Origin of the sequence: Komagataeibacter sp. SM21 (assembly GCF_041402665.1) — a bacterium.
GTDB classification, from domain to species: domain Bacteria; phylum Pseudomonadota; class Alphaproteobacteria; order Acetobacterales; family Acetobacteraceae; genus Komagataeibacter; species Komagataeibacter saccharivorans.
In genome coordinates this window covers 145,306-155,191 of record NZ_JBGLOV010000007.1, presented here as the reverse complement: position 1 = coordinate 155,191, position 9,886 = coordinate 145,306, and the positions used below count along the sequence as shown (strand labels likewise).

At 56.4% G+C, this 9,886-nt stretch carries 6 protein-coding genes and 1 pseudogene; 3 read left to right on the top strand and 4 right to left on the bottom strand.

Annotation, left to right across the window (positions count from 1 at the left end; translation table 11 throughout):
• On the top strand, positions 1–1,571 hold a 1,571-nt coding region (locus ACBR42_RS09200), incomplete at its 5' end, for a recombinase family protein (protein WP_371207808.1).
• Positions 1,572–1,585: 14 nt separating this feature from the next.
• Here the strand turns inward: ACBR42_RS09200 and tnpB are convergent.
• Positions 1,586–1,873 (bottom strand): annotated as a pseudogene (gene tnpB / locus ACBR42_RS09195) (IS66 family insertion sequence element accessory protein TnpB); the annotation flags it as partial.
• Positions 1,870–2,358: an IS66-like element accessory protein TnpA gene (gene tnpA / locus ACBR42_RS09190; RefSeq protein WP_061276868.1), complete on the bottom strand. Its 489-nt coding sequence runs from the start codon at positions 2,356–2,358 to the stop codon at positions 1,870–1,872. The gene tnpA and the pseudogene tnpB, both read right to left, overlap by 4 nt.
• 80 nt (positions 2,359–2,438) lie before the next feature.
• Between tnpA and ACBR42_RS09185 the strand changes: the two genes are divergently transcribed.
• Positions 2,439–3,887 (top strand): aspartate ammonia-lyase, encoded by a 1,449-nt coding sequence (locus tag ACBR42_RS09185; protein ID WP_371207807.1) that lies wholly within the window; start codon positions 2,439–2,441, stop codon positions 3,885–3,887.
• 4 nt (positions 3,888–3,891) lie between these two features.
• Here ACBR42_RS09185 and ACBR42_RS09180 read toward each other — a convergent pair whose 3' ends face one another.
• On the bottom strand, positions 3,892–4,830 hold the full coding sequence (locus ACBR42_RS09180; RefSeq protein WP_165927331.1) for a LysR substrate-binding domain-containing protein: 939 nt from the start codon (positions 4,828–4,830) through the stop codon (positions 3,892–3,894).
• A gap of 394 nt (positions 4,831–5,224) precedes the next feature.
• Here ACBR42_RS09180 and ACBR42_RS09175 point away from each other — a divergent pair, with 394 nt between their 5' ends.
• Positions 5,225–7,654, top strand: a complete 2,430-nt coding sequence (locus ACBR42_RS09175; RefSeq protein WP_102324801.1) for a TonB-dependent siderophore receptor — start codon at positions 5,225–5,227, stop codon at positions 7,652–7,654.
• 372 nt (positions 7,655–8,026) lie between these two features.
• Here ACBR42_RS09175 and ACBR42_RS09170 read toward each other — a convergent pair whose 3' ends face one another.
• Complete coding sequence (locus ACBR42_RS09170; protein WP_371207806.1) at positions 8,027–9,436, bottom strand: carbohydrate porin; 1,410 nt, start codon at positions 9,434–9,436, stop codon at positions 8,027–8,029.
• Positions 9,437–9,886: the final 450 nt, after the last annotated feature.

The window sequence follows — 9,886 nt, the reverse complement described above, 5'->3', positions numbered from 1 at the left end:
TGACGCTGCCGATTGGCTTTGTCCGTAATCCTGGCGGTGCAGTCGTCAAAGACCCCAATGTTGAGGTTCAGGGAAGATTAGCTTTTCTTTTCAGTACTTTCCTGAAAGTGAAATCAGTCTCGCAGGTTATGAGGCATCTCAATCGTAATGGTCTCGATCTGCCAGCCCGAGACCGGCACGGCGATCTGCACTGGACAGCGGCCACGTTGGCAGCAGTGGCACGCATTTTGCGGAACCCGGCCTATGCAGGTGCCTTTGTTTACGGACGAACGCGGCTCAAGGCGCAAAGGCCTGGAAATCTACCGCAGAAAACCCCCCGGCCCATCGATGAATGGCGCATTGTCGTTCGGGACCAGTATCCTGGTTATATCGATTGGCAGACCTATCTGAAAATTCGCCACATCATGAACGATAACAAGGTTGATTACATGCGTACCAATAGCCGCGGGGTGCCGCGTAACGGCGGTCTGCTGTTACATGGGATCGTTCGGTGTGCCCGATGTGGCCACAAAATGTATGTGCGATATCAGAATGGCGGCGAGTATGTCTGTAATCACTTGCGTACGCACCAGGGCCTGCCAACGTGTCAGCATGTACGGGCTCCGGCGATTGATGCTGCGGTTACACAAGCCTTTCTGGAAGCGGTGGCGCCTGCTGAATTCGAGGCGTTCTCTGCCGCATACAAGGCCCGGCGTCAATCCGTCGCGGAAGCCCGCCGGGGCCTTGAGCAGCAACTCGAGCGCAGGCGCTACGAAGCGACGCTGGCTGAACGGCAGTTCAACAAGGTCGATCCGGACAATCGTCTGGTCGCCGCCGAACTGGAGCGACGTTGGGAGACGGCCCTCAATGATGTACGCACAGCAGAAGAGGCTTTGTCCCGATCGGAAGCCGGACAACCCGCTTCTCCGCTCGTGTTGCCGCGCGAGATGGGCGCAAAGGTCGTTCATATCCAGGGCCGGCTCCCAAAGATCTGGCACGACCCAGCCACCGATGATGCGAGACGCAAGGCGTTGCTACGATGCCTGGTCGAACAGGTGGTTCTCAATCGTGGTGAACACGAAACGGGAAGCGTCCGGATCATCTGGCGTGGCGGTCTGGTCACGGAACTGGCCGTACCGATGACGGTCTCTTCCGTGGATCGACTGGAACGTGGCGCTGAAATGCGGGCGAGAATTCTCGTTCTCGCGACATCCGGGCTGAATGACAGTGCCATCGCCGCAACCCTGACAGCAGAAGGCCACCGTTCCCCGGCATGTGTTGAGCGCGTGCTGCCGACGACAGTTGCTGCCATTCGACGAGATGCCGGTATTGCAGCTGCTCATAAACAGACGCGTTGGGCCCATGACACGTGTCTGCTCAGCGCCGTTCAGCTGGCGAAGGAGCTCAGTATACCTGTAAACTGGCTTTACGTACAAATTCGTAAGGGACGATTGGTGATTGACCCTGCATCGTCGGGTGCGCATCTGTTCCGGCAGTCACCAGAAGTGTTCACAGCCATACGGAGACTGAGAAATCGCGAGATCGAACATGTCGATCTAAGAATCAATCGTCGTGAAAAGAGGGGGCATTGATATGTGCCATCGAGCAGACAAGTCAATTGTGACGGGGAGAGATGGATCGCTCCGTCCTTTGCCGAAGGCCACAAGAAATGCCCGCGCTCGATCCGCTTCGCATATAAGGAAAGGCCGATCCCATCGTGCCAGATCAGTTTCACCAGGTCGCCGCGTCGGCCCCTGAAGGCATAGACGTCACCCGCGAAAGGGTCACGACCCAGTGCTTCCTGGACCTTCAACGCCAGCCCGGGCATCCCCAGGCGCATATCGGTTACACCGGCCGCCAGCCATATCCTCAGCGTGGAAGGAAGCGGGATCATGATCGTAGTGCGCCCACAATCTCACGCAGACGATCAGCGGACAGCCCTGCGTCGAACTCCAGCCGCACACCGTCCGGAAAGACCAGGCTGACGGCTTGGCCGGACAGCGTTCCCTGTTCTCTCCGACGCTCCGATGGCTGCGGCTCGGGGGCCGGGGCTACCATGACAGGTATGAACGATGTCCCGCCTTTGGCCTGCGCTTTGGCCCGAGCCTCTCGCCGCCAGCGAAACACCAGACTGGGATGGATCCCATACTGTGCAGCCACCTCCCTTATGGGGCGTCGGCTCTCGTAGGACGCGATGACCACTCGCGCGCGAAATTCAGGGGCGTGCCAGCGGCGGCGATCCGAAACGATCTCGATCCGCGAGGCGTCCGCCAGCCTGTCCCGCTCATCGGTCTCTCTACCGCTCCTTTGGAGCCTCTCTGCGGTACTACCTGCGACACTCGCAGGTAGTACCGCGTCCCTATCTCTTAAATCGTTCATGCTTCATAGCTGAACCAGGCCAGAAGTATTCAGCAAGGCGTCAGTCGCCGGGAGCTTACGATCTTCCTTCCACAGCGGAAGTGAAGACAGCGCCGGTCGGGGTAGGGGGCGCGCGTCCCGCCAGCCGCATTGAGCGCGACCTGCTTGGTGCAGCCGAGATCCCGGCCGGTGCGTTGTGGGGCATTCATACCATGCGCGCGCTGGAGAATTTTCCCATAAGCGGTACGCCCATCGGGACGTTTGGCGAACTGGTTCAGGGGCTGGTTACGGTCAAGCAGGCAGCAGCGCGCGCCAACCATACGCTGGGCTATCTGGATGCCGGGCGGGCAAACGCCATTGATGCCGCCTGCAACGCGATCCTGCGCGACACCCGCTACTGCGATCAGTTTGTGGTGGATGCCATGCAGGGTGGGGCAGGCACATCCACCAACATGAACGCCAACGAAGTGATAGCGAACGTAGCTCTTGGGTTGATGGGGGAAAAGCCGGGCACATACGCGCTCATTCACCCCAATGACCATGTGAACATGGCGCAGTCCACCAACGATGTGTATCCGACCGCGCTCCGGCTGGGGATGCTGCTGGCAGCGGAGCCATTGCTGGCTTCACTCGCACGGCTGGAAAACGCTTTTGACGCTAAAGCGCAGGCTTTCAGTGAGATACTCAAGGTCGGGCGCACGCAGTTGCGCGATGCGGTTCCCATGACATTGGGGCAGGAATTTCATGCGTTCCGTACCACGATACAGACGGAAATCAGGAGCCTGAAGCAGCATGCCACTGCGTTTGAGCAGGTCAATCTGGGCGGCACAGCCATCGGAACGGGGCTGAACACTGATCCCCGTTACGCGCATGCCGTCATGGCGGAACTGCGCGGGCTGAGTGGACGACCAATGGTCAGCGCGCCGGACCTGATCGAGGCGACATCCGATGTCGGGGCTTTTGTCCTGTTTTCCGGTGTATTGAAACGGCTGGCCCTGAAACTTTCCAAAATCGCCAGCGATCTGCGCCTGCTGTCAAGCGGGCCGCGGGCAGGACTGGGCGAAATCGTCTTGCCGCCGGTACAGGCGGGTTCTTCCATCATGCCGGGCAAGGTCAATCCGGTCATACCGGAGGCCGTCAATCAGGTAGCCTATCTTGTCGCCGGGCATGACCTGACCATCACCATGTGCGCGGATGGCGGGCAGTTGCAGCTTAATCCGTTTGAGCCGATGATCGGCTACTGTCTGTTTTCGTCCCTGAAAATCCTGCGTGCGGCTGTCGATACCCTGACGACACGGTGCGTCAGCGGGATTTCGGCAGATGGCAGCCGGTGTCAGTATCTGTCCGAACTGAATATCGGCATTATTACTGCCCTCGTCCCCGTGCTGGGATATGATACCTGCTCGGCAGTCGCCAGGCGTGCCCTTGTCGAAAACCGGAAGGTTACGGACCTGATTATTGAGGAAAACCTGCTATCTTCCGACAGGCTGGCCGAACTCCTGCGGCCTGATGCGCTGACACGGCCCAACATCGGCAGGGAAGCAGGCTAGCCCATCATGTCGATGCCTGCGTGCCCGGCCAGTTCCGGGACGCAGCCATCGTTTTGGCCAGATCGATCAGCAGTTCCCGCACCGCGACCGATGCTTCCGTTTCAGGAATGATTTCGGGAATGCACAGCGATACATCTTCCTGTATGACGGGGTTGCGCAGCGGATATATGCGGGACTTTTCGGGCACGACAATGCGGCTTGCGACCGACCATGGCAGGATGGTGCTGCCGATGCCTTCGACAATGGCGCCCTGCAGGGTAATCAGCGCCTCTATTTCCGCGACAATCCGCGGTTCAAGCTGCTTGCGCATGAAGGCCATATCGACGCTTTTGCGTACGAAGTTATGTTTGGGCGGCAGCAGCAGGGGGATGTCGGCAATATCGGCCAGTTGCACCGCGCCTGTTTCATCTTGCGGAAATTCCAGTGCCTGCGGTGCGAGGAGGAAGAACTCCTCCTTCATCAGGGGGGTGAAGACCACGCCCTTGATCGGTCCCGCACCGTGGATGACGGCCATGTCCAGGCGGCCCGTCATGATCAGTTCGCTGTATATATCATCAAAACTTTCGGTCAGATGCAGCGTAATGTTCGGCAGCCGTTCGCGCACCAGCCGCAGCAGTTCGACAGACAGTGTCGATCCTGCGCTGTAGGGGGACAGCCCGACCGATACCTTGCCCACAAGTGGCCCGGCGCCCTGACTGATTTCGACCATGGCGCGATCGAACTGCTTGGTTAGCGTCTGTGCATGACGGTAGAGTTCCGAGCCTGCTGTTGTCGGTGTAACACCGCTTTTGCTTCGGATGACCAGCTTCTGCTTGAAAACATTCTCAAGCGTTGCCAGTTGCTGGCTTAGCGCAGGCTGGGCGATGTTCAGCAGGTCCGCAGCGCGTGAAATGCTGCCCAGATCGATTATTTTCACAAAAGCCTGCAGTCGCCGTATATCCAACTGGAACTCCATTATACGTAAGTGGCTTTATCACATTGATAATAGGCATATTTATTCGATCAGTCAACGAACTGAACGGGGTATGTTTCTACGTTTCGAAAATTTAACATCATTCCCGGTGGTTAGTCGCCGCCCGGCACGGAGGGCAGATTTCCGGCAGATTCTTTCGATTCCAGAACGAAAAAATATATGAAATAAAAAAGACACATATTTTCAATTATATAGTCTTGTTCGAACAATTGCGCGGCGTATGGGAAGGCAAGATATTAATAATCCATATGACGCCAAATCATAACGGACACGCATCATATCCTTGCACATAGTCGTTACGGAACGTCCGGCGGTATTCAGGGGGGATGCAATGGTAGGCCTATCAAAACGGAAGTTATATTTGGTGGCTGGGGTGGCTTTGGGCACATTCGTACCAGCCATCGGCGAGGCCGCTACCGCACCTTCTGCTGCACCTGAAAAGCATTACAGGACGGATGCCAAAAAGAAGGTACAGCCGTCCCCGTCCCATACCGTCACGTCGTCGGTGCGCGCTTCGGCCAATCCGGAAATCATCCATGTCGGCGGCCATTCGACCAACTCCGTGTTCTCCCCCGGCACGGCGCGTCACAGTACGACGCAGGTGACGGTTGTAACGGGCGCGGAACTTCTGAAAACCGGTCAGAGCAATGTGCTGTCCGCGCTGGCGCAGGCCAATCCTGCCATCACAACCGCAGCCCTGCCCGGTGGTGGCGCAAGTTCCTTTGTGCAGACAATGCAGTTGCGTGGCCAGTCGCCTGATGACACCCTGATCCTGATCAACGGCCATCGCCGCCATATCGGGGCCAACTTCAATTCCAACTCCGGCACCAACTGGGGCAGTGAACCTGCCGACATCTCGCTTATCCCCATTACCGCGATCGACCATATCGAAGTCATTACGGAAGGGGCTTCGGCGCTGTATGGGCAGGATGCGATTGCGGGCGCCGTCAACATCGTGCTGAAGCGCGATACGCATGGTGGCAGCATCAATTTCAAAAACAGCGGCTATTACGCGGGCGACGGACAGGGGCTGGACGGTTCCGCCAACTACGCCATGGCGCTTGGGCACAAGGGCGGATATCTGGATCTGGCAGCGCAGGTGACCCATCAGTTGCCGACGACGCGCGGCGGGGATTTCTACGGCACCCTGTTTAGTGATTCCCGTAACGAAACCGCAAACCGCAACGTCCAGCGCGGGCTGGGTATTCCCAAGTCCACGCTTGAGACCCTGAGTGAGAACATGTCCGTGCCGCTGGGTCACGGGTTCAGTGTCTACAGCACGTCCACCTTCTCGCACCGTCGCGCCAATGTGCCCGAAACCTATCGTAGCGCGGCCGATACGGATAGCTGGATCAATACATCCCTGTATCCGAATGGCGACCAGCCCTACATCACCATGGATCAGTACGACTTCGAGACGGACAATGGCATCCGCACCCGTAAGTTCGGTTTTGCGTGGGACGCCTATGTCACCTACGGTCGTGATGCGCAGCAGTATGGCACGAAGGATTCTGAAAACGTCTCGCTGCCGGGCAGCACCCAGACTTCCTTCTATGATGGTTCGTCCATTTCGTCGGAACTGACAACGGGTCTGCGCGGGTCGCGTTCCTTCAGGACGGGCCTGCTACCCAGGGACATCAACCTGAAATTTGGCGCTGAATACCGTCACGATACATTCCAGATGACGCAGGGTGAAACCGCGTCATGGGAAGGGCTGGGCGCTACCGACCATCCGGGTAACGTGCCGATGGCCGTAACCAATCAGAACCGTGATGTGTACGAAGGTTTTGCCAATCTTGACTTCTACGTAACCAAGAAGTGGGAATGGACACTGGGCGGTCGTGTCGCCAGCTACAACAACCTGGCGACTGTTGAAACGGGATCGGTAGGCACGCGGTACAACTTCAACAAACGCTGGGCCATCCGGGCGAATATCAATACCGGTTACCGCCCGCCCACGCTTGGCGAAATGTCCTATTTCTATTCCGCGCCTTATCCGGGATATACGGTCGATCAGGTTCCGGCGAACAGTGCGATCGCCAAATATCTGGGTTCCGGTAACATGAAGGGCGAGTATTCCCGCAGCTACACGATCGGTGTCGATGCGACGCCGGTTGATGATTTCCATATCACGGGTAACCTGTATTACATCGCCATCAACGATCGGCTTGGCAGCACCCAGTCGTACAGTGTCAATACAAACGACACGACCCTGATGAACCTGCTGAAGGCCGCCAATCTGGAAAGCGCGACATCCCTTTCCTATTACGCCAACCTGTATAATACGCAGACATTCGGCGGCGACCTGAACGCCGATTATACGCTGCGCACAAGCCGTTATGGTAAATTCCGGTTCGCCATGGGGATCAACTTCTCGGATAACGAGATCCGGTCTGCCAAGAATAACCTGGTGAATGAATATACCAAGGAAATGGTACTGCATTCAGCGCCCAAGAACCGCGAACAGATCAGCATTAACTGGCAGTATGGTAAATGGTCGGTATTCGCACAGGAAATGCGGTATGGTTCCATCATTTACATGGCCGCGCCGACCGGTCCGGGTGGGGTGCCGTTTGAACAGAACCCGGCCTTCATCACCAATCTGGAAGTTGACTACAAGGTCATGCCCAAATGGACCATCGGTGTTGGGGCAAACAATCTGGGCAATAAATACCCGACCCGTGTCTCCAGAACCATTTCCAACACCCAGCAGGGGCTGACCAAATATCCTTCCTATTCGCCTTATGGCTTCAGTGGCGGGATGTATTACGTCAAGACATCTCTGGATTTCTAAACAACATTCCCCTCCAGCCTTGCGATTGCATGCTTCCGGGCTGGAGGGCCAGAATGTCGGTATGACGCTGATAGGCTGACAGGCCGCCTGTAGTCCCCGTAGCCATTTTTCATGGTACGGGGATTTCATATTTTATGGCCTGCCTGCGATATGGATGGCTTTGCACCCTTTCGATTATTTCGGTAAATATTCCCGATGCTGATAGGATGGACTGGCATGCTGAAATCAGTATTCGATGCCGGAGCACATGCCACATCCGTTGTAGGGCAGTAAACGATACAAAAAATAGTCAGCCGTGATGACGGGAACCGTTTTCAGATACCGGAGACCGGGCCTGCGTGAGATAAAAAACATCCGGTGACTGTATTCTGATTACAGCGTAATACCCGTTTCAAAATCCAGAACCAGTGGATTTTTATACCGGTTATTGCCGCCTGTGCTCCAGATATACTGGGCACCCGGCCTGATCAGGAGCCATGGGGTGGGACGCCATCCATAGTTCAGTTCAATCGCGGGTTCGCCGGATGGCTTGTACACATCGGTTGCGCCAGTACCCTGCAGTTCCCGCACCCAGTTTGTCAGTTTCGGATTGACCCAGAGCATCTTCATGCCAAAGCTGACCGTGTCATTGGGACGGTTCCAGAACGTTCCCTTACGCGTTATGCCAGCGTCCACAAAATAGGGTGCAACGGATGTCCGTGGATCGCCCCATGTGAAGGAGGCAAAAAACGATGTCCCCCGTTTGGCGTCCTTTCTGTCACGTTCCAGCATCCGGTCAAACTGGAACCATCCGCCAAAACGGCCACGGACGTTGGCGACAGGGGCAGCAGCGAGATACTGGGATGCAATCCCGAAGGTTCCCAGATGGGAATACACATCCTTGACTTCCGACGTGTCCCAGTAACCACCAACCTTGACGTTGGTCTGAAGCGGGCCGGAATAATCGTCCTTGCCGCCCCGGTGCCATACCAACTGGAACGGCAGGAAGGTTCCTGTTGCGCCATGCAGGTTCATTTTCCAGCCATTATGGGTATTGGCGATTGTCGGATCGACCGAATAGACGCCGAACTGAATGGAATAATGATTGTTGCCCGCCGGGTAAAACTTGACCCATGCACCGGGATGGGCGGTGGGATAGTAGCTGTAGCCGGAGTTGAAAGCGATTGACTGGGGCATACCGCAGATTGCGTTGCTCTGGAACTGACAGTAGTTGTTCATGCCCCAGTAGATCGACCAGGTTTCAAAATCCGTTTCAGCATTGATTTCACCCACATTTGTGGCCACGTAGCGGTTCCATGGCATTTCCCATGCCAGCAGTGTCAGCCGCACGGTCGGTGAACCATAGATTTCCTGCGGGCTGTCCAGGGCCGGAAGCGTTGCCCCAAGGCCCTTGCCCGCGCGGGATGTGACCGTGAAATGGAACAGGCCGAGCTGGTATCCCGTCAGTTTCTTGAGGTTGAAATCGACATTGATCCCGACTTCATGGGCATACCGTACGTCCTTGGACTTGCCGCCCGTGGGGTTGCCGGCACTATCCTGAAAATAGTGTCCGGTAATGGTTATGCCCTTGTCATTCAGATGTGTGCGCCAGCCGGCCCAGTTACCGGTCATCGTGTCCTGTGTCAGCCAGTCATGGAAACTGGCAGGGAAAAAACTGTGTTCCGTCGTATCGGAAGGAAGGGTGACAATCGGTGTCGTGTCGTGGGGCACGACGGTGCGTACGGGGGCGGGCTGGATGGTTTTTGTCGGGTTGGGGGCGTAATTTTTACGGCGAGCATCCACCGAAACCGTTGCACTCGTTCCTGTTTCGGAAATATTGACCGGCGTGACCTGCGCATGGGCATTGTGGGGGCACCCGATAAATATTGATATGCCGGAGCAGATCAGTCCCGTTATTCCGACACACCGACCTGTAACAAAAATTCTGTTCAGGACAGTTTTTGCAAGGACGGGGTTGTCAGTATTGGCCCATTTCTCCGTTCTTGGACAGGCAGCCTTATGGCTGGATCGCAGTTGTTCCGGGGGAAGGCACGTTCCCTGTATAAACTTTCGAAAAGGGGGACTGTCCCCGACAGTTTTAGGGAAACGGAATTTCCATTCGTTTTCCGGGTATATCTGGCGCATCTGGTATGCCATTTTTATCTCCACCATTATTGTTTTTCTGTGGGATAGGGATTTAGGCGAGACGGGAGATGCCGAAAGTTGCAAGGGCGGCGCATACAGTAATGCAGA

What these genes read in the sequence shown, in the direction of transcription:
- tnpA (WP_061276868.1), bottom strand. Translation starts at nt 2,358, where the DNA reads ATGAACGATTTAAGAGATAGGGACGCGGTACTACCTGCGAGTGTCGCA.